The sequence below is a fragment of the uncultured Paracoccus sp. genome, assembly GCF_945915435.1.
Taxonomy (GTDB): domain Bacteria; phylum Pseudomonadota; class Alphaproteobacteria; order Rhodobacterales; family Rhodobacteraceae; genus Paracoccus.
Genome location: NZ_CAMEFG010000035.1, coordinates 1 through 17,598, shown reverse-complemented (window position 1 = coordinate 17,598; position 17,598 = coordinate 1). Strand labels below are relative to the sequence as shown.

Annotated in this window: 18 protein-coding genes; 11 read left to right on the top strand and 7 right to left on the bottom strand. The window is 66.1% G+C overall.

The annotated features are described in order from the left end of the window. Positions 1-22: 22 nt before the first annotated feature. On the top strand, positions 23-382 hold the full coding sequence (locus tag Q0O97_RS12175) for an SUF system Fe-S cluster assembly protein (RefSeq protein WP_294929495.1): 360 nt from the start codon (positions 23-25) through the stop codon (positions 380-382). A gap of 17 nt (positions 383-399) precedes the next feature. Here Q0O97_RS12175 and Q0O97_RS12170 read toward each other — a convergent pair whose 3' ends face one another. The 5 genes from Q0O97_RS12170 to Q0O97_RS12150 form a co-directional block, all read right to left on the bottom strand. Continuing rightward, entirely contained in the window at positions 400-963 is a 564-nt protein-coding gene (locus Q0O97_RS12170; protein WP_294929493.1) for a histidine phosphatase family protein, read from the bottom strand. A gap of 36 nt (positions 964-999) precedes the next feature. Further along, positions 1,000-1,962 (bottom strand): GTP cyclohydrolase FolE2, encoded by a 963-nt coding sequence (gene folE2 / locus Q0O97_RS12165; RefSeq protein WP_294929491.1) that lies wholly within the window; start codon positions 1,960-1,962, stop codon positions 1,000-1,002. A gap of 88 nt (positions 1,963-2,050) precedes the next feature. Next, complete coding sequence (metZ, locus tag Q0O97_RS12160) at positions 2,051-3,250, bottom strand: O-succinylhomoserine sulfhydrylase (RefSeq protein WP_294929489.1); 1,200 nt, start codon at positions 3,248-3,250, stop codon at positions 2,051-2,053. A 75-nt stretch (positions 3,251-3,325) separates the two neighbouring features. After that, positions 3,326-3,952 carry an inner membrane-spanning protein YciB gene (locus Q0O97_RS12155; protein ID WP_294929487.1) on the bottom strand — a complete coding sequence of 209 codons (627 nt, stop codon included), beginning with the start codon at positions 3,950-3,952 and terminating at the stop codon, positions 3,326-3,328. A gap of 69 nt (positions 3,953-4,021) precedes the next feature. Continuing rightward, positions 4,022-5,068, bottom strand: a complete 1,047-nt coding sequence (locus Q0O97_RS12150; RefSeq protein WP_294929483.1) for a DUF1223 domain-containing protein — start codon at positions 5,066-5,068, stop codon at positions 4,022-4,024. Between the two features lie 279 nt (positions 5,069-5,347). On the opposite strand from Q0O97_RS12150, the gene acnA reads away from it, so the two are divergent. Continuing rightward, the gene (acnA, locus tag Q0O97_RS12145) at positions 5,348-8,104 is read left to right on the top strand and encodes an aconitate hydratase AcnA (protein WP_294929480.1); all 2,757 of its coding nucleotides are present in this window, start codon (positions 5,348-5,350) and stop codon (positions 8,102-8,104) included. A gap of 50 nt (positions 8,105-8,154) precedes the next feature. On the opposite strand, the gene Q0O97_RS12140 is transcribed toward acnA, so the two are convergent. Both Q0O97_RS12140 and rpsD read right to left on the bottom strand, forming a co-directional pair. Beyond that, complete coding sequence (locus Q0O97_RS12140) at positions 8,155-8,919, bottom strand: hypothetical protein (protein WP_294929477.1); 765 nt, start codon at positions 8,917-8,919, stop codon at positions 8,155-8,157. Positions 8,920-9,113: 194 nt separating this feature from the next. Continuing rightward, on the bottom strand, positions 9,114-9,734 hold the full coding sequence (gene rpsD, locus Q0O97_RS12135) for a 30S ribosomal protein S4 (protein WP_294929474.1): 621 nt from the start codon (positions 9,732-9,734) through the stop codon (positions 9,114-9,116). A gap of 236 nt (positions 9,735-9,970) precedes the next feature. On the opposite strand from rpsD, the gene Q0O97_RS12130 reads away from it, so the two are divergent. The 9 genes from Q0O97_RS12130 to Q0O97_RS12090 all read left to right on the top strand — a co-directional run bounded on the left by Q0O97_RS12130 (position 9,971) and on the right by Q0O97_RS12090 (position 17,580). Further along, positions 9,971-10,849 (top strand): 5'-methylthioadenosine/S-adenosylhomocysteine nucleosidase, encoded by an 879-nt coding sequence (locus Q0O97_RS12130; RefSeq protein WP_294929471.1) that lies wholly within the window; start codon positions 9,971-9,973, stop codon positions 10,847-10,849. A 49-nt stretch (positions 10,850-10,898) separates the two neighbouring features. Next, a complete protein-coding gene (locus Q0O97_RS12125) occupies positions 10,899-11,270 on the top strand; it encodes an iron-sulfur cluster assembly accessory protein (RefSeq protein WP_294929468.1) in 372 nt (123 codons plus the stop codon). A gap of 80 nt (positions 11,271-11,350) precedes the next feature. Continuing rightward, positions 11,351-12,091 (top strand): triose-phosphate isomerase, encoded by a 741-nt coding sequence (gene tpiA / locus Q0O97_RS12120; protein ID WP_294929467.1) that lies wholly within the window; start codon positions 11,351-11,353, stop codon positions 12,089-12,091. Positions 12,092-12,244: 153 nt separating this feature from the next. Further along, the gene (locus Q0O97_RS12115; RefSeq protein WP_294929464.1) at positions 12,245-13,312 is read left to right on the top strand and encodes a methionine ABC transporter ATP-binding protein; all 1,068 of its coding nucleotides are present in this window, start codon (positions 12,245-12,247) and stop codon (positions 13,310-13,312) included. Next, on the top strand, positions 13,302-13,976 hold the full coding sequence (locus Q0O97_RS12110; protein WP_294929461.1) for a methionine ABC transporter permease: 675 nt from the start codon (positions 13,302-13,304) through the stop codon (positions 13,974-13,976). The genes Q0O97_RS12115 and Q0O97_RS12110 overlap by 11 nt, the downstream gene beginning before the upstream one ends. Before the next feature lie 27 nt (positions 13,977-14,003). Continuing rightward, on the top strand, positions 14,004-14,786 hold the full coding sequence (locus Q0O97_RS12105; RefSeq protein ID WP_294929458.1) for a MetQ/NlpA family ABC transporter substrate-binding protein: 783 nt from the start codon (positions 14,004-14,006) through the stop codon (positions 14,784-14,786). Between the two features lie 128 nt (positions 14,787-14,914). After that, positions 14,915-16,225: an adenylosuccinate lyase gene (purB, locus tag Q0O97_RS12100; RefSeq protein ID WP_294929455.1), complete on the top strand. Its 1,311-nt coding sequence runs from the start codon at positions 14,915-14,917 to the stop codon at positions 16,223-16,225. A gap of 56 nt (positions 16,226-16,281) precedes the next feature. Then, on the top strand, positions 16,282-17,331 hold the full coding sequence (locus Q0O97_RS12095; RefSeq protein ID WP_294929452.1) for a FliG C-terminal domain-containing protein: 1,050 nt from the start codon (positions 16,282-16,284) through the stop codon (positions 17,329-17,331). Positions 17,332-17,436: 105 nt separating this feature from the next. Further along, positions 17,437-17,580 (top strand): hypothetical protein, encoded by a 144-nt coding sequence (locus Q0O97_RS12090; protein WP_294929450.1) that lies wholly within the window; start codon positions 17,437-17,439, stop codon positions 17,578-17,580. Positions 17,581-17,598 lie beyond the last annotated feature (18 nt).

Below are 17,598 nucleotides of genomic sequence, written 5' to 3'. Positions count from 1 at the left end.
GAAATTTACGGGGACCCGGCCCATGACCTCTGAACCGCTGCCCGAGGGCGCCCCGCTGATCGCGCCTTCGACCACCGAACACCCGCTCTACGATGCGGTGGTCGAGGCGTGCCGAAGCGTCTATGACCCTGAAATCCCGGTGAATATCTACGATCTGGGGCTGATCTACACGATCGAGATCGGCGACGACAACGCCGTCCGCGTCGTCATGACCCTGACCGCGCCCGGCTGCCCCGTCGCGGGCGAGATGCCCGGCTGGGTCGCCGATGCGATCGAGCCGCTGCCGGGCGTCAAGCAGGTGGATGTCGAGATGACCTTCGTGCCCCAATGGGGGATGGAGATGATGTCCGACGAGGCGCGGCTGGAACTGGGCTTCATCTGACGGCAGGGCCTGCGGCGTCACATCAGCACACGGTGCCGGCCCCCCGACACCACATGCACCGCCCCTTGCCGCACCGCCATCCGGCCGATGGCGCCCATCGGCAGGCCCATCGCGATCAGCCGCAGCATCCTTAGCGTGATCCCGTGGGTGACGATCACCGCCGGGCCGCCCAACCCGTCCAGAAAGGCGCGGGTGCGCCGGGCAAGCGCCGCGAAATCCTCACCCCCCGGCGTGCGGTCATACCAACCCAGGCGGTCGGGTGGGAAAAGGTCGGGGAATTTCAGGCGCATATCCTCGATCCGGTGGCCGGTAAACCGGCCCACGTCGATTTCGGCCAGACGCTCATCATAGGTCGGAGGGATACCTTCGAAGACGATCCGGGCGGTGTCGCGGGCGCGGCCAAGCGGGCTGGCGTATAGCGCCAGGTCGGGACGCGCGGCCAACAGGTCGCCCACGATCCGCGCCTGCCGCCGGGCCTGCGCGATTCCCAGCGCGGTCAGGGGCGAATCGCGCCTGCCCTGCATACGGCCCTGCACATTCCATTCGGTCTGGCCGTGGCGCAGCAGGAACAGATCAAACATTACATGCCTTCGCAGAAAACTGGCCCAAGCGTAATATTATGCCCGCAACCCGGCAAAGGTCATCGGGTCAAGGCTGGATTGCGCAAAGGTCGGCCCCTGCGTCAGCAGGCTGACGGCATCATGGGAATGCAGCGATTCCTGATGGCTGGCCACGACGCGGAAATCGCCGATGCGCGGTTCGGCCAGCAGCCGGTCGGCGAAGGTGCGCACCGCATCCTCGACAAAGATCGGGTTCGCAGCGTTCAGTTCCGCGAAGGCCTGCTCGTCCTCGCGCTTGACCATGACCTGGGTTTCGGTCGGCACGGCGGCGCGGCACAGGTCCACCATATCCTCGAACCACAGCCGTTCCTCGCCCCCCATCACGACCGAGATCCGCGCGATGGAGCGCTGCGAATGCGGTGTCGCAAGTTGGCCACGCTCATTGCGGGCATGTTCGGACAATTCCAGCGAACAGGGGCAGGTGGACGAATAGACATAGTCGAAATGCATGATCCGCAGCCGCTGCCCGGCGGTGTCGATCAGTTCCATCGCGATATCGTAATATTGCCAGCCCGACAGGCCCGAGCGCAGCGATTCGACCCGCATCGGATAGCTGAACCGCATCTGGATGCGTGCGTCGAAACTGTCCAGGTCGGTCTTGTAGTCGTCCACCGCCCCCGCCAGCACATCCATCGAACAGGACTTGTCGGCGTGGTTGTAGAAGGACCGCATGATCCGGCTCATGTTGATGCCCTTGCGGTCGGCTTCCAGGCTGACGGTGCCGGTGACGCTGGTTTCCAGCACCAGTTCGCCCCCCTCGCGGGTCTGGTAGCGGATCGGCAGGCGAAAGTCGGATATGCCGACATGCTGGATCGGCCGGTTCGCGCCCACGATCAGGCTGGCCGGGCCGTTCTGCAAGTCGGGCAGCGTGGCGCGATAGGCGTCGTCTACCCGGAAATCCTGCGGATATTCGCGGCTGTAGACGGGAAGCACCGTGTTGACGGGCCGGGCATGGGTCATGGCACTCTCTTTTCCTTGCCGGACGACGGGTCGGGGTCCAATATGGTGAGGGGCGGCGGCAAAGGGAAGCCCCCGGCCGTTTTCCTGCCTAGCCTTCGATCGCCTGCAACAGGTCGGCGGTCAGGTCGCCGTGATCTTCCAGCCCGACCGACAGGCGCAAAAGACCCGGCGTGATGCCCAATCCGGCGCGCACCTCGTCGGACAGGCGCTGGTGCGTGGTGGTCGCGGGATGGGTGGCGATCGACTTGGCGTCGCCCAGATTGTTCGAGATCTTGAAGATCCGCATCCGGTTCATCGCCCGGAAGGCGGCATCCTTGCTGCCGGTGTCGATGGCGATCATCGTGCCGCCCGACCCCATCTGGCGCATGGCCAGATCATGCTGGGGATGGTCGGCAAGGCCGGGATAGATGACCCGCGCCAGCCCCGGATGCCCTTGCAGGGCCTGCGCGATACGAGCGGCGGCATCGGCCTGCGCGCGCACGCGCAGGTCCAGCGTGGACAGGCCGCCCAGCATCAGCCATGCGTTGAAGGGGCTGATCGCGCCGCCGGTATGTTTCAGGTAAGGCTCGGCCACCTCGCGGACGAACTGGCGCGTCCCGCAGATCAGCCCGCCCAGGCAGCGGCCCGAGCCGTCGATGTGCTTGGTCGCGGAATAGACCACGACATCGGCGCCCTGGCTTGCCGCGCGCGAAAAGACGGGGGTGGCAAAGACGTTGTCCACGACCACCATCGCGCCGGCGGCATGGGCGATTTCGGCCACACCGGCAATATCGACCACCTCCAGCGTCGGGTTCGAGACGGTCTCGAAGAACACCGCCCTGGTGCCGGGCCGCACCGCCGCGCGCCACTGGTCCAGGTCGGCGCCATCGACATAGGTGACCTCGACCCCGAAGCGGGTCAGGATATCCAGCACATAGAGGCAGGACCCGAACAGCGCGCGCGCCGAAACGACATGATCGCCCGGCTTGACCATGCTCATCAGCGCACCGTTGACGGCGGCCATGCCGCTGGCGGTGGCAAAGGCGTCCTCGGTCCCTTCCAGGTCGGCGACGCGATCCTCGAACATGCGGCTGGTGGGGTTGCCGTAGCGGGCATAGATGAATTCGTCCGGTCCCGAGGCGATGAAACGCTGCTCGGCCTGTTCGGCGGAATCGTAGGCGAAGCCCTGGGTCATGAACAGCGCCTCGGCCATCTCGCCGTATTGGCTGCGGCGGGTGCCGTGGTGGACGGCGCGGGTGCGCGGATGCAGGGGTTGCTGGCCTTCGGGGCGTTTTTCGTCGCTGGACATGGCGGTTATCCTGATGATCTGGCGCTTGCGCCGGGTTACTCCTGCGCCGGGCCGGGCGCAAGGGCGCGGGTCCCGTCAGGCATCGCGACCGTTTTCGGGGCCGTCCTTGGGGCGGATGGCGTAACGCTCGAACAGGCGGGCGTTCAGCATGAAGAAGGCGAACATGATGATGATGATGCCGAAGGTCTTGAAATAGACCCACGCCGTTTGCGACATCATATGGCGCACGAATTCATTGGCCCCGGCCATCGCGACGAACAGCAGCGTCAGGCGGATGGTCAGGATGCGCCATCCCTCGGGCGTCATGGGAAAGGCATCGGAAAAGACGAAGCTCAGCCAGTTCTTGCGCAGCGCCAGCCCAAGGCCAAGCACGGCGGCAAAGAACAGGTAGAGGATCGTCGGCTTCATCTCGAAAAAGCGGGGATCGTTGAGCCATGCGGTCAGCCCGCCGAAGACGACGACCAGCACCAGCGTCATCACCTGCATCGCCGACAGCCTGCCCGACAGCCGCCACAAGACCAGCGTCGCCGCCACCTGCACCGGAACGAAGACGATCGTGGCGATGATGAAGCCCTGGTAGTCGATGCCCCACAGGTTCACCACCCGCTCGCGCATCAGCAGGAAGACGGCGAAGAACAGCAGCGCGGGGCCAAGCTCCAACGCGGATTTCAGCCAGGGTGCGACGGTGCGGGTGTCGGTCATGTTTTCCTCGGGATCCTCGGGGTTGTGGCGTTGTCCCGCATCCGGCGGCGGATCGCAAGCCGCCCTGCCTCAGTCCAGCTTGATCGCCGCGAAGATCGGCCCCGAAGGCTGGTCCTTGCGGCCAAGCTGCTGGGCCAGGATCGCGTGGCGGGTATCGTCGGGATAGGTTTCGTCCGCGGTCGCCGCAGCGGTGACGTTCAGCCGCAGCGGCGCACGCCCGTCCCAGGTGGCGATCTGGTCCATCGACAGCACGACATTGCGGTAAACCAGGTTGCGGTCGCTGTTTTCGCCCGCGCGGATATGGATGCTGCGCTCGGGCGCATAGCGCACCAGCAGGATGGCGATATCGTGGCGCGGGCGGATGCGCGGGGTCAGTTCGATCTGATAGGCATCGCCCGAGCCGGTGGCGGTGACGGAAACCGCGACCGGGCGGGCCATGTGATCATCGATCAGCGCCATCAGGTCGGCGGGGCGGACCCGCAGCAGCGTCTCGGACCCGCCGACCAGCATCTGGGGGGTGTAGATCGAACGCTCGCCCGCCGCGCGGGCATAGTCCTTTTGCCTGCGCGTGAACTCGGGCCGGGCGAATTCGTCGGCCCAACCCAGATAATCCCAGTAATCGACATGCCACGACAGCGCCAGGATGTCCGGGCGGTTCGACAGTTCGGCCAGCAGGCCGTCTGCGGGCGGACAGGACGAACAGCCCTGCGAGGTGAAAAGCTCGACCACCACGGGCGGGTGGACCATCGGACCCGAGGCCAGGGGCAGCGCGTCCATCGCAGGCTCGGCGGCAGGGGGGCTGCCGAAGAATTCGGCGCCGCCTTGCGGCTGCGCGCTTTCCCCAAGGGCCGAGGCCGCGACCCCGGCCACCCCGGCGGGCGCCTCGATCAGCCCGACATCTCCATCGGGACCGGGGGTATCGGGACCGGGATCAGCGGGACCACCGGAATCGGGACCACCGGGATCAGCCGGGGCGTCAAGCGCCCCTTGCGTCGCCCCGGCAGGTTCGTCCTGCGCCTGCTGCGCCGAAACCGGCCCGCCCAATGCCGTCAGCGCCAGCACGCCGCTGAGCAGCAGCGCGCCAAGCCAGCGCCCGGTTTCGCGGGAATGATTCATTCTGGAAACGGAATCCATATGCTCCTGTCCGGGGGAAAGGCCATCTTTCGCTGCCTCCAACTAATGAGTTCGGGGCCGAAATTCCAAATCAAGGCTTTGTTAGCATGGCGCAATCGCCACATGAGCGTGACACGACGGCAACAAATCGCCCGGCGGGTATCGTCTGCATACCATAGCATACATTATTTTCCGGCCTGACCCTTGCACCATTCGACGAAAAGGCGCAAATGGCTGTCAGATTGCGAACAGCCACCTTTGCCACATCAGGGGAGCCGAGCCATGCCCATCGAGACCGGACAAGACACTTCCAACACCCGCCGCAGCCTGAAGGTCGGCGACAAGAGCTATGCCTATTACTCGATCCCGGCCGCCACGGAGGCGGGACTGGGCGATTTCTCGAACCTGCCCGCCTCGCTGAAGGTCGTGCTGGAAAACATGCTGCGTTTCGAGGACGGCGGCAAGACCGTCGGCACCGACGACATCAAGGCATTCGCCGAATGGGCCACGATGGGCGGCAAGAACCCGCGCGAGATCGCCTATCGCCCGGCCCGCGTGCTGATGCAGGACTTCACCGGCGTTCCCGCCGTGGTGGACCTTGCCGCGATGCGCGACGGCATCAAGGCGCTTGGCGGCGACGCGCAAAAGATCAACCCGCTGAACCCGGTCGATCTGGTCATCGACCACTCGGTCATGATCGACGAATTCGGCAACCCCCGCGCCTTCCAACGCAACGTCGAACTGGAATACGAGCGCAACCTGGAACGCTATACCTTCCTGAAATGGGGCCAGAATGCGTTCAACAACTTCCGCGTGGTGCCGCCGGGGACCGGCATCTGCCACCAGGTGAACCTTGAATACCTGGCCCAGACCGTCTGGACCGACACCGACCAGTCGGGCGAGGAAGTCGCCTATCCCGACACGCTGGTCGGCACCGACAGCCACACCACGATGGTCAACGGGCTTGCGGTCCTTGGCTGGGGCGTCGGCGGGATCGAGGCCGAGGCCGCGATGCTGGGCCAGCCCGTGTCCATGCTGATCCCCGAGGTCATCGGCTTCAAGCTGACAGGCCGGATGATGGAAGGCACCACGGCCACCGACCTGGTGCTGAAGGTCGTCCAGATGCTGCGCCAGAAGGGCGTCGTCGGCAAGTTCGTCGAATTCTACGGCGAGGGGCTGGATCACCTGCCGCTGGCCGACCGCGCCACCATCGCCAACATGGCCCCCGAATACGGCGCCACCTGCGGCTTCTTCCCCATCGACAACGAAACCCTGCGCTACCTGCGCAACACCGGCCGGGACGAGGATCGCATCGCGCTGGTCGAAGCCTACGCCAAGGAAAACGGCTTCTGGCGCGGTGCGGATTATGCGCCGGTCTATACCGACACGCTGCATCTGGACATGGGTGAGATCGTCCCGGCGATCTCGGGTCCCAAGCGCCCGCAGGACTATGTGCCGCTGACCGATTCCGCGCGCAGCTTCTACAAGGTCGTGGCCGATTACCGTGGCATCGACGTCTCGCTCGACGCGCTGGAAATGGGCGCGGAAGGCGGTGCGGTCGTCGCCCCCGCCAAGGACGTGCGCAAGACGGCCGAGGTCGAGGGCAAGGATTACACCATCCGCGACGGTTCGGTCGTGATCGCGGCAATCACGTCCTGCACCAACACCTCGAACCCCTATGTGATGATCGGCGCCGGCCTGGTCGCCCGCAAGGCGCGCGCGCTGGGCCTGACCAGCAAGCCTTGGGTCAAGACCTCGCTGGCGCCCGGTTCGCAGGTCGTCGGCGAATACCTGGAGGCCGCCGGCCTGCAAGAGGACCTGGACGCGCTGGGCTTCAACCTGGTCGGCTATGGCTGCACCACCTGCATCGGCAACTCGGGTCCCCTGGGCGATGCGGCGATCTCCAAGGCCATTGCCGACAACGACCTGGTCGCGACCGCCGTTCTGTCGGGCAACCGCAACTTCGAGGGCCGCATCAGCCCGGACGTGCGCGCGAACTACCTGGCCTCGCCGCCGCTGGTGGTGGCCTATGCCATCGCGGGCGACGTCAACGTCAACCTGACCCGCGACCCCATCGGGCAGGACAAGGACGGCAACGACGTCTATCTGAAGGATATCTGGCCGACCAACCAGGAGGTTGCCGACCTGGTTCACCAGACCGTCACCCGCGAAGCCTTCCAGAAGAAATACGCCGACGTCTTCAAGGGCGACGAGAAATGGCAGGGCGTCGAGGTCACCGACAGCGAGACCTACGACTGGCCGCCGACCTCGACCTATATCCAGAACCCGCCCTATTTCCAGGGCATGTCCAAAGACGCGGGCGAGATCAGCGACATCAGGGGCGCCCGCGTGCTGGCGATCTTGGGCGACATGATCACCACCGACCACATCAGCCCCGCCGGCTCGTTCAAGCCGACCACCCCCGCCGGCCAATACCTGACCGAACGTCAGGTCGCGCCGCGCGATTTCAACAGCTACGGCTCGCGCCGCGGCAACCATGAAATCATGATGCGCGGCACCTTCGCCAATATCCGCATCCGCAACGAGATGCTGGACGGCGTCGAGGGCGGCTATTCCAAGGGCCCGGACGGTCAGCAAACCTCGATCTTCGACGCCTCGATGGAATATCAGGCGCAGGGCACGCCGCTGGTGATCTTCGGGGGCGTGGAATACGGCGCAGGCTCGTCGCGCGACTGGGCCGCCAAGGGCACCAGCCTTCTGGGCGTCAAGGCCGTGATCGCGGAAAGCTTCGAGCGCATCCACCGCTCGAACCTCGTCGGCATGGGCGTCGTCCCGTTCGAGTTCACGGGCGGCGACAACCGCAAATCGCTGGGCCTGAAAGGCGACGAAACCGTCACGATCGAGGGCCTGGAAGGCGACTTCAAACCCCTGTCGCTGGTCCCCTGCACCATCCGCTATGCCGATGGCAGCGAAAAGACGATCCAGCTCAAGGCCCGCGTCGATACCGAGGTCGAGATCGACTATCTCAAGAACGGCGGCGTGCTGCATTACGTCCTGCGCAACCTGGCGAAAAGCTGACCGCGAGGGAATGCGAGCGACAAGGCCCCGGCAGATAGCCGGGGCCTTTTTCATTCCGCGGCACCCTCATCCGCAGGGGGCGGCAAGGGCGATGACCAGACCACATCGTCCTGCCCCGCCCCGGAAGGCAGCATCGTTCCGGGCGGGAAATCCTCGGGCTGCGGAACATATGGCTCGGGCACGGACAGGGGCTGGTCAGCGATGGACGCCTCCTCGGCACCGTCAGCGCAATACCACAGCGCGCCGCCCGTCGCCGCCGCGCCAACCAGGACCGCCCCCGCCACGACCGGGGAACTGGCCAGCCCCGAGGCAACCGCCCCCGCCCCCTCGATCTTCGCGGCCATGTCGCCGGTCGCCACGCTCAGCAGCGCAGCGCCGGGCCGCTGCGTCACCGCCTCGACCCCCGCCATCGCCATCGCCTGCCCGCCCTGCAAGCTCGCAGCCTTGGCGGCATTGACCCGCTCGCAAAAGCCTTTGGCGCAAACCGCATTGCCACGCCGCTGCCCCACCTGTGCGCCGACATAGGTGTCGTTCTTGCGGTCCCACAGCAGGCAATAATTGCCGTCATCCTCCATCCCGTTGCGCCGCAAGATCTCGCGCAGGGTCACATAGCCGGGACAACTCACCTTGCCGAAGCGCGAAAAGCGATGCTCGACCCTGCCGACATTGGCGAAATAGGCCTCGTCGCGGACATAGTTCACCTCGGTCCGAACCCCCTGCAACGAGGTCTCGCAGCTATGCAACCGCTCATCCGCAACCGCAGCCCCGGCGGTCAGCGCAAAAGCAGCGGCCAGATATCCGATCCCGATACGCATGCCGTCCCTTTCCAAAACGCCCTGGCGACAATGACACCGCAAGACCCGCCGGTTGCAAGCCCGATTGCCATCTTGTGATCGCAGGGGGAAAACCACCCGCCTTTCTTCATCACCCAAATACCCAAAAAACGCCCCTCAAACGCGAAAGGCCGCCCCCGAAGGGACGGCCCTGAAACCTGCGATCCGGGAAAGGATCAGTTCTTCGCGTAATATTCGACGACCAGGTTCGGCTCCATCACGACGGCATAGGGCACGTCGCCCAGGGCCGGGGTGCGCACGAAGGTCGCGGTCATCTTGTTGTGATCGGCTTCGATATAATCGGGCACGTCACGCTCGGCCAGACCGACGGCTTCCAGCACGATGGCCAGTTGACGCGAACGCTCGCGGATCGAGATCACGTCGCCTTCCTTGACACGATAGGACGCGATGTTGACGCGCTGGCCGTTCACCTCGACATGGCCGTGGTTCACGAACTGGCGCGCGGCGAAAATGGTCGGCACGAACTTGGCGCGATAGACGACGGCGTCCAGACGGCGCTCCAGCAGGCCGATCAGGTTCTCGCCGGTGTCGCCCTTGACGCGCTCGGCCTCGCCATAGATGCGGCGGAACTGCTTTTCGGTCAGGTCGCCGTAATAGCCCTTCAGCTTCTGCTTGGCGCGCAGCTGGGTGCCGAAGTCCGACAGCTTGCCCTTGCGGCGCTGGCCGTGCTGGCCGGGGCCGTATTCGCGGCGGTTGACCGGGGATTTCGCGCGACCCCAGATGTTTTCGCCCATCCGGCGGTCGATCTTGTATTTGGCAGCGGTGCGTTTGGTCACCTCTGATCTCCTTCACAAAAATACCCGAAGCGGCAGGGCCGGGAATGGCAGCGTTCCCCGGAACCGCTCGGGCGGCAGAAGGGCGTTGTCCTCTGGCGATAAGCCCGACAGGAATCCCCTTGCGGGGGCCACCAACACCAATGAAGCCGCGCTTATATCCCCGTCGCGGCCCGTGTCAAGCCATTGACGCCGCGCGCGCGCCCACGCAAGCCTGTCCCGAACAGCCGGAGCCATTGATGCCAGAACGCCCCTTTCACGACGCGACGCCGCGCATCGCCGTCGCGACCTCCTACACGCCCGAATGGCTGGCCTTGCGGGCCGAACTGGACCGGCGGGGCATCGCGGTCGAAACCCGCCGCATGAACGGCATCGACTTCGCCACCACGACCATCGGGGCCACGCATGTCGTGATCTACCTTTCGGGCATGTCGATGGTCAACGGGGCGATGGCGGCGCAGCTTCTCTTGGACCGCTACAATGTCACGGCCATCGTGCTGACCGGCATCGCGGGCAGCGCCGATCCCGCGCTGAACGTGGGCGACGTGATCCTGCCCGCGCGTTGGGGGCAATATCTCGAATCCGCCTTCGCCCGCGAAACCGCGCAGGGCTTCGCGCCGCCGCCCTTCCTGGACGATCTGCGCGCGGATGCCCCGAATTTCGGCATGGCCTTCCCCCTGACGGTCGAGACCGCCTCGGACCCTGACGGGCGCGGGCGCCGCTTCTGGTTCGATACCGCGCCCCGCCTGACCCAAGCCGCGCACCGGATCGAGGCCATGTCCCTGGAAACCGGCACCGAGGCGGGCCACCAACTGTCCCACCAGCCGCGCGTCATCGTGGGCGGCAACGGGCTTTCCGGCCCCGCCTTCGTCGACAACGCCGCGCTGCGGATCTGGGCGCACGGGGCTTTCGGCGCGCAGGTGCTGGACATGGAAAGCGCCGCCGTCGCCCATGTCGCCCATGCCAACGGGGTCGATTTCATCGCCGCGCGCTCGGTTTCCGACCTTGCGGGGGGCGGGGCGGATGCCAATGAGATGGCAACCTTCATGGGTCTGGCCGCGACCAACTCGGTCCGCGTGGTGATGGCGCTTCTGGCCGCGATCGAGGCGGGGACTTGAGCCGCCGCCCGCCCCACCCTATCTTGTGCGGGAAGGAAAGGCGGCACAGATGTTTTCGATCCCCGGCAAATCCCCGGTCACCATCACCCCGGCGGCCGAGCGTCAGATCGCCCGGCTCATGGCCGGAAAATCCGCGCATGGCCTGCGCATCGGCCTGAAGAAGGGCGGCTGCGCGGGCATGGAATACACGATGGAACTGGCCCAGTCCCCCGACCCCGCCGACGAGGTGGTCGAACAGGGCGAGGCCCGCGTGATGATCGCGCCGACCGCGCAGATGTTCCTCTTCGGGACGGAAATCGACTATGAGACCGGCCTTCTCGAATCCGGCTTCAGGTTCCGCAACCCCAATGTCACCGAGGCCTGCGGCTGCGGCGAATCGGTCCGGTTCGAACCGCTGGAGGGGGCGCGCACCGCGCCCTGAGACCACCGTTAGCGCCATCTGCATTGAACCCGCGCCGCGCTTTGCCTAATCGGGTCGCGACACAGGCGAAAGGACGACAGATGGCACCGCGCAAACTGGCCGCAGGCAACTGGAAGATGAACGGCACGCTGGCCTCGCTGGCCGAGGTGGACCGGCTGCTGGCCGACCATCCGCAACCGGGTTGCGACCTGCTGATCTGCCCCCCCGCGACGCTGATCCACGCGATGGCGGCCAAGGGCATCGCCACCGGCGGGCAGGATTGCCACGCCAATGCCTCGGGCGCGCATACCGGCGACATCGCGGCGGCGCAGCTTCGCGATGCGGGGGCAAGCCATGTCATCCTCGGCCATTCCGAACGCCGCACCGACCACGGCGAGACCGACGATCAGGTCCGCGCCAAGGCCATCGCCGCCCATGAGGCCGGGCTGGTGGCCGTGATCTGCCTGGGCGAGACCGAGGCGCAGCGCGACGCGGACCAGACGCTGGACGTGATCGCGGGCCAACTGGCCGCATCCGTCCCCGATTGCGCCACCGCGGCGAATACCGTGGTCGCCTATGAACCCGTCTGGGCCATCGGCACGGGCCGCACCCCCACCAACGACCAGATCGCCGAGGTCCACGCCCTGATGCGCGACCGGCTGGCCGCGCGCTTTGCGGACGGCGCGGATGTCTCGCTGCTCTATGGCGGCTCGGTCAAGCCGGGCAACGCGGCCGAGATCTTCGCGATCCCCCATGTGGACGGCGCGCTGGTCGGGGGCGCCAGCCTCAAGGCCGGTGATTTCGGCCCCATCGTCGCGGCGCTGGCCGCGTCCGGCGGCTGATTCTTTTCCAAAACCGGCGATCCGGCCCATTTCGGAATGCTGTTCCTGCGCCTTGCCTGAATCAGGAACAGCGTTTCGGCATGGGCCATGATACCCCCCTTGCCAAGAACGGGTATCCGCGCATAGCTCTGCGCCAGGAAACAGGGTTTAGCGATGACCGAGGCAGAGGACCGGGACCAGCCGGCCATTTCATTCCAGAACGTGACGCGCGCATTCCCGCAAAAGGGCGGCGCGGGCGACGTTCTGGCGCTGGACGACATCTCGCTGGAGGTGCCCGCGGGCACGATCACCGGCATCATCGGGCGCTCGGGCGCGGGGAAATCCACGCTGCTGCGGCTGGTGAACGGGCTGGAGCGTCCCAGCCGGGGCAAGGTGCTGGTCGCCGGGCAGGACGTCGGCACGGCCACGGGCGCCGCGCTGCGCGACATCCGGCGCAAGGTCGGCATGATCTTCCAGCATTTCAACCTGCTGTCCTCGCGCACGGTGGCGGGCAATATCGGACTGCCGCTGGAAATCGCAGGGACCCCGCGCGCCGAAATCGCGCCGCGCGTGGACGATCTGATCCGCCTCGTCGGACTTGACGCGCAGCGCGACCGTTATCCGGCGGAACTCTCGGGCGGGCAAAAGCAGCGCGTCGGCATCGCCCGCGCCCTTGCCACCCGCCCCCGCGTGCTGCTGTCGGACGAGGCGACCTCGGCGCTGGACCCCGACACCACGCGGCAGGTGCTGGCGCTTTTGCGCGACATCAACCGGGAACTGGGCCTGACCATCCTGCTGATCACCCACGAGATGGCCGTTGTCCGCGACGTCTGCGACCATGTCGCGGTGATCGAGGGCGGCCGCATCGTCGAATCCGGTCCGACCTACGGCGTCTTTTCGCGCCCCGATCACCCGACGACGCGGTCCTTTCTCAAGGGCGTCACCGATGTCGCCCTGCCGGGATTCGTCGCCAGCCGGATGCAGCCGCAGCCGCAGGGACCGGATGCGCAGGCGATCATGCAGATCACCTTCACCGGCCAGAACGCCACCACGCCGATGCTGTCGCGCATGACCGTCGAATGCGGGATCGAGACGAACATCCTTGCCGGCGCCATCGAGGAAATCGGCCCCAACCCCTTCGGCAGCCTGATCGTCAGCCTGCCCCACCAGCGCCTGCAAGAGGCGCGCGGTTTCCTGGCCGAATACGGCATGATCACCGAGGAGCTTGGCTATGTCGGCTAACATGATCCAGCTTCTGTGGGTCTCGACGCTGCAAACGCTGTATATGGTCGGCGTGGCGGCGCTGGTCGGCACGCTGATCGGCGGCCCGCTGGGGATCTTCCTGGCCACCTCGCGCCGGGGCGAGTTGCTGTCGGCACCCAACACCAACCGGGTGCTGGGGCTGGTGGTGAACATCGCGCGCTCGGTTCCGTTCATCATCCTGGTCGTGTCGATCATCCCCTTCACGCGCTGGCTGGTCGGCACCTCGATCGGCACCACGGCGGCCATCGTGCCCCTGACGATCGCCGCCGCCCCCTTCATCGCGCGGCTAGTCGAAACCTCGATCCGCGAAGTCGACAGCGGGCTGATCGAGGCCGCCCGCGCCATGGGCGCCACCCCCTTCCAGATCGTGCGCAAGGTGCTGGTCCCCGAGGCGATGCCCGGCATCGTCCTTGGCCTGACGCTGGCCGTGGTCAGCCTGATCGGCTATTCGGCGATGGTGGGCGCGGTCGGCGGCAAGGGCCTGGGCGACCTGGGCATCCGCTACGGCTACCAGCGTTTCATGCCCGACGTCATGCTGATCGTGGTCGTCATCATGGTCGTCCTCGTCCAGTTCGTGCAATCGCTCGGCGAATGGATCGCCGCGCGCTTCGACAAACGCGCGCCCCGCAACCGGGGCCGCTGATCCCGCTTCATCATCAGGAGAGTGCAGATGAGAAAACTCCGCTTCGCCACGCTGACCGCAGCCCTCGCGCTAGGCGCGGGCATGGTCTCGGCCCATGACATCAAGGTCGGCGTCTCGGTCGGCGAACATGCCGAGATCATGGAGAAGGTCGCCGAAACCGCCCGCGACCGCGGTCTGAACATCGAGATCATCGAGTTCACCGACTACGTCATCCCCAACCAAGCGCTGAACGACGGCGACCTGGACGCCAACAGCTTCCAGCACCAGCCCTATCTGGACAACCAGATCGCCGATCGCGGCTTCGATCTGGTCACGGTCGCCAAGACCATCACCACGCCGATGGGGATCTATTCCGACAAGCTGGAATCGCTCGACGACCTGCCCGAAGGCGCCCGTGTCGCGATCCCCAACGACCCGACGAACGGCGGCCGCGCCCTTCTGCTCCTGCAAGCCAAGGGCCTGCTGACGCTGGGCGAGGACGTCGGCCTGACCCCCAATCCGCTGGACATCGCGGGCAACCCCAAGGGGCTGGACTTCCTCGAACTCGACGCCGCCCAACTGCCCCGCACGCTGGCCGATGCCGATATCGCGATCATCAACACCAACTACGCGCTGGACGCCGGGCTGAACCCGCAAGAGGATTCCATCGCGATGGAGGACGCCGACAGCCCCTATGCCAATATCATCGTCGTGCGCCAGCAGGACCAGGACGCCGAATGGGTGCCCGACCTGATCGAGGCCTACCACGACCCGGCCATCAAGGCCTTCATCGAGGAACGCTATCAGGGCGCGGTCATCCCCGCCTTCTGATCCCGCAATCGGCGCGGCGCCCGACGCTCCGGGCGCCGCGCCCGCTTTCTTCATCACCCAAATACCCCAGCCCAGCTTGCCGCTGGCGCAACGGCGCGCTAAAGCCCCACCAACCAAGGAGGCTTTCGATGATCCCGCGCTATTCCCGCCCCGAAATGACCGCCATCTGGTCGCCCGAGACCAAGTTCCGCATCTGGTATGAGATCGAGGCCCATGCCTGCGACGCCCAGGCCGATCTGGGCGTGATCCCGCGCGAAAACGCCGCGGCCGTCTGGCGCGCCAGGGACGTTGAATTCGACGTGGCCCGCATCGACGAGATCGAGGCCGTGACCAAGCACGACGTCATCGCCTTCCTGACCCATCTGGCCGAACATATCGGCAATGACGAAGCCCGCTTCGTCCACCAGGGCATGACCAGTTCCGACGTTCTGGACACGACGCTGAACGTCCAGCTCGTCCGCGCCGCCGACATCCTGCTGGCCGATATGGACAAACTGCTGGAGGCGCTGAAGAAACGCGCCTTTGAACACAAGGACACGGTCCGCATCGGCCGCAGCCACGGCATCCACGCCGAGCCCACCACGATGGGCCTGACCTTCGCGCGTTTCTACGCGGAAATGGCGCGCGGCAAGGCGCGGCTGCAAGCGGCCCGCGTCGAGGTCGCGACCGGCGCGATTTCCGGCGCGGTCGGCACCTTCGCCAATATCGACCCGGCGGTCGAGGAACACGTCTGCGCGAAAATGGGCCTGACGCCCGAGCCGATCAGCACCCAGGTGATCCCGCGCGACCGCCACGCGATGTTCTTCGCCACGCTTGGCGTGATCGCCAGTTCCATCGAGAATATCGCCATCGAGATCCGCCACATGCAGCGCACCGAAGTGCTTGAGGCCGAAGAATATTTCAGCCCCGGACAGAAGGGCAGCAGCGCCATGCCGCACAAGCGCAACCCGGTGCTGACCGAAAACCTGACCGGCCTTGCCCGCCTTGTGCGCATGGCCGTCGTGCCCGCGATGGAAAACGTGGCGCTGTGGCACGAACGCGACATCTCGCATTCCTCGGTCGAGCGCGGCATCGCCCCGGACGCCACCATCACGCTGGATTTCGCGCTGAACCGGCTGGCGGGCGTCGTCGAAAAGCTGGTCGTCTATCCCGAAAACATGCTGGCGAACATGAACAAGTTCAAGGGTTTGGTCATGTCCCAGCGGGTGCTTCTGGCCCTGACGCAGGCCGGCGTCTCGCGCGAGGATGCTTACCGCCTGGTGCAGCGCAACGCCATGAAGGTCTGGGAACAGGGCGCCGATTTCAAGACCGAATTGCTGGCCGACCCCGAGGTGACGGCGGCGCTGTCGCCCGCCGAGATCGAGGAAAAATTCGACCTCGGCTATCACACCAGGCACGTCGATACGATCTTCGCCCGCGTCTTCGATCAGCCGCGCTAACCGCCTGTTAGGTTTTTTCTGCCATCCTGCCCCTGCGACACGATTCGGGGGCAGGAATGATCGGCAGTGACGGCTTTGCATCCAAGGTGCTGACATCGCGGCAAAAAGCCGCGATCGTCGTGGGTTACCTGCTGGCCGAAGGGTCCGACCTGGACCTCAGCCGCCTGCCCCAGACCGCGCAAGCCGCGCTGGCGCAGGAAATCGCGATCATGGGCATCGTGGACCGCGAAACCCGCGATTGCGTCATCATGGAATTCTGCGACCAACTGGAATCCGTAGGCCTGTCCTTTCCCGATTCCATCGACGGGGCGCTGGCGCTGCTGGAAGGGCACCTGTCAGATGCCACCACCAGCCGCCTGCGGCGCATGGCGGCGCTGTCGGGGATCAGCGATCCGTGGGAACGCATCGCCTCGCTGCCCGCGGAATCGCTGGCCGAGCTTGTCCGGGTCGAGGCGGTCGAGATCGCGGCGGTCATGTTCTCGAACCTGCCCGTTCCCCGCGCGGCCGAGGTGTTCAAGCTGATCGACCCCGAACTTGCCCGGCAGATCGCCTATGCGATGTCGCTGACAGGCGGGATCGACGCGGCCGCGCTGCGTCGGATCGGGCTGGCGCTGGTCCAGGCCGCCGACACACTGCCCCAACCCGCATCACGGGGCGGCCCGGTCGAAAAGGTGGGGGCGATCCTGAACGTTTCGCAATCCGCGACGCGCGACAGCGTGCTGGCGGGCCTTGCCGACGACGATGCGGATTTCGCCGAAAGCGTGCGCCGGACGATCTTCACATGGGCCAACATCCCCGCCCGCATCGACCCGCGCGACGTGCCCCGCTTCGTGCGCGAGGTCGAGGGCACGGCACTGACCCGCGCGCTGGCCGGTGCCAGGGGCGATGACCTGCCCACCGTCGATTTCATCCTTGGCGCGCTGTCCACACGCATGGCCGACACCCTGCGCGAGGAGATCGAGACCCTTGGCAAGGTCCCTGCCAGCGATGCCGAGGCCGCCATGTCCGAGGTCGTCGCCACCATCCGCCGCCTGGAGGGCGAGGGCGAGATCATCCTGATCCCCGTCGGCGCCGATCAGGACACGGATGAAGAACCCGCGCCATGACCCCCTTGCGAGCAGCCCTTCCCTTGCCTAGCAAGGCCCGTGCCGCCACGCCGCAGGCAACGGGTCCGCGCGCTGACGCGGCAAAACGGGTGCGAAAGGGACAGCATGACGAACCGGATCGCGATCTTTCTTGGCCTGCTCATCGCCCTGATCCTGGCCGCCGACCTGCTTTTCCTGGGCGGCAATATCCCGATCTTCCTGGCGCGGGAGTTCGTGGGTTTCGTCGAATACCTCAGCTTCTGGCGCTAACATGCGATTCGCAGCGGC

Bases quoted from the DNA above. Each gene is read 5' to 3' on its own strand.
- tpiA (WP_294929467.1), top strand. From the start codon at position 11,351: ATGGCACCGCGCAAACTGGCCGCAGGCAACTGGAAGATGAACGGCACG.
- Q0O97_RS12130 (WP_294929471.1), top strand. From the start codon at position 9,971: ATGCCAGAACGCCCCTTTCACGACGCGACGCCGCGCATCGCCGTCGCG.
- Q0O97_RS12095 (WP_294929452.1), top strand. From the start codon at position 16,282: ATGATCGGCAGTGACGGCTTTGCATCCAAGGTGCTGACATCGCGGCAA.
- Q0O97_RS12150 (WP_294929483.1), bottom strand. From the start codon at position 5,068: ATGAATCATTCCCGCGAAACCGGGCGCTGGCTTGGCGCGCTGCTGCTC.
- Q0O97_RS12090 (WP_294929450.1), top strand. From the start codon at position 17,437: ATGACGAACCGGATCGCGATCTTTCTTGGCCTGCTCATCGCCCTGATC.
- metZ (WP_294929489.1), bottom strand. From the start codon at position 3,250: ATGTCCAGCGACGAAAAACGCCCCGAAGGCCAGCAACCCCTGCATCCG.
- Q0O97_RS12110 (WP_294929461.1), top strand. From the start codon at position 13,302: ATGTCGGCTAACATGATCCAGCTTCTGTGGGTCTCGACGCTGCAAACG.
- Q0O97_RS12155 (WP_294929487.1), bottom strand. From the start codon at position 3,952: ATGACCGACACCCGCACCGTCGCACCCTGGCTGAAATCCGCGTTGGAG.
- acnA (WP_294929480.1), top strand. From the start codon at position 5,348: ATGCCCATCGAGACCGGACAAGACACTTCCAACACCCGCCGCAGCCTG.
- Q0O97_RS12125 (WP_294929468.1), top strand. From the start codon at position 10,899: ATGTTTTCGATCCCCGGCAAATCCCCGGTCACCATCACCCCGGCGGCC.
- purB (WP_294929455.1), top strand. From the start codon at position 14,915: ATGATCCCGCGCTATTCCCGCCCCGAAATGACCGCCATCTGGTCGCCC.
- Q0O97_RS12105 (WP_294929458.1), top strand. From the start codon at position 14,004: ATGAGAAAACTCCGCTTCGCCACGCTGACCGCAGCCCTCGCGCTAGGC.
- Q0O97_RS12115 (WP_294929464.1), top strand. From the start codon at position 12,245: ATGACCGAGGCAGAGGACCGGGACCAGCCGGCCATTTCATTCCAGAAC.
- Q0O97_RS12175 (WP_294929495.1), top strand. From the start codon at position 23: ATGACCTCTGAACCGCTGCCCGAGGGCGCCCCGCTGATCGCGCCTTCG.
- Q0O97_RS12140 (WP_294929477.1), bottom strand. From the start codon at position 8,919: ATGCGTATCGGGATCGGATATCTGGCCGCTGCTTTTGCGCTGACCGCC.
- Q0O97_RS12170 (WP_294929493.1), bottom strand. From the start codon at position 963: ATGTTTGATCTGTTCCTGCTGCGCCACGGCCAGACCGAATGGAATGTG.
- folE2 (WP_294929491.1), bottom strand. From the start codon at position 1,962: ATGACCCATGCCCGGCCCGTCAACACGGTGCTTCCCGTCTACAGCCGC.